This window comes from Phocaeicola faecalis (assembly GCF_021730445.1).
GTDB lineage: Bacteria > Bacteroidota > Bacteroidia > Bacteroidales > Bacteroidaceae > Phocaeicola > Phocaeicola faecalis.
On record NZ_JADNRM010000060.1, the window covers coordinates 1 to 499 of the forward strand.

Sequence of the window (499 nt, forward strand, 5' to 3'; positions counted from 1 at the left end):
CCTAGCATTCCACCACCCGATACACATTCCCCTTGGCAGTATGCACCCGCTCGCCCAACTGGGGCAGGATGCGGCTCAGGCTGTAGGCCGTCATGCCCCTCATGGCTGAGGGATGGACGGACTTCATCCGCTCGAACAACTGGGTGGCGGAAAGGGTCAGCACCTCTTGCGGTTCGTCCTCTTCCGTGGCAAAGCGGAAGCAGAGGCGGAACACCTCCTCTTCGGGTACATGCTTGTAGAACAGTGCGTTGTGTTGCTGTATGGCTTGTTCCTCTTCCTTGTTGAACCAGCTGCGTTCACCGGACAGAAGCTCCGCCTTGAGTTGGGCGTACAGTTGCTCATGGGCTACGGGAGTGGTGCAGTCTATGGCATGCTCCAGACTGACACAGAGGAAACGGCGCGAACCGGTACGGTCCACCAGCAGGTCTTCCCGGTTACTGGTGCCGATAAACGAGGCGATGCGGGGAAGTGCCGAGGCACTGCGTTTGTAGGCCTTGCG

Annotated in this window: 1 protein-coding gene; it reads right to left on the reverse strand. The window is 59.3% G+C overall.

All coding sequences use genetic code 11. From position 1 onward, the window contains the following. Nucleotide 1 precedes the first annotated feature (1 nt). Nucleotides 2–499: DUF3874 domain-containing protein (locus IR173_RS18015; RefSeq protein WP_237040874.1), on the reverse strand; the 498-nt coding region annotated here is incomplete at its 5' end.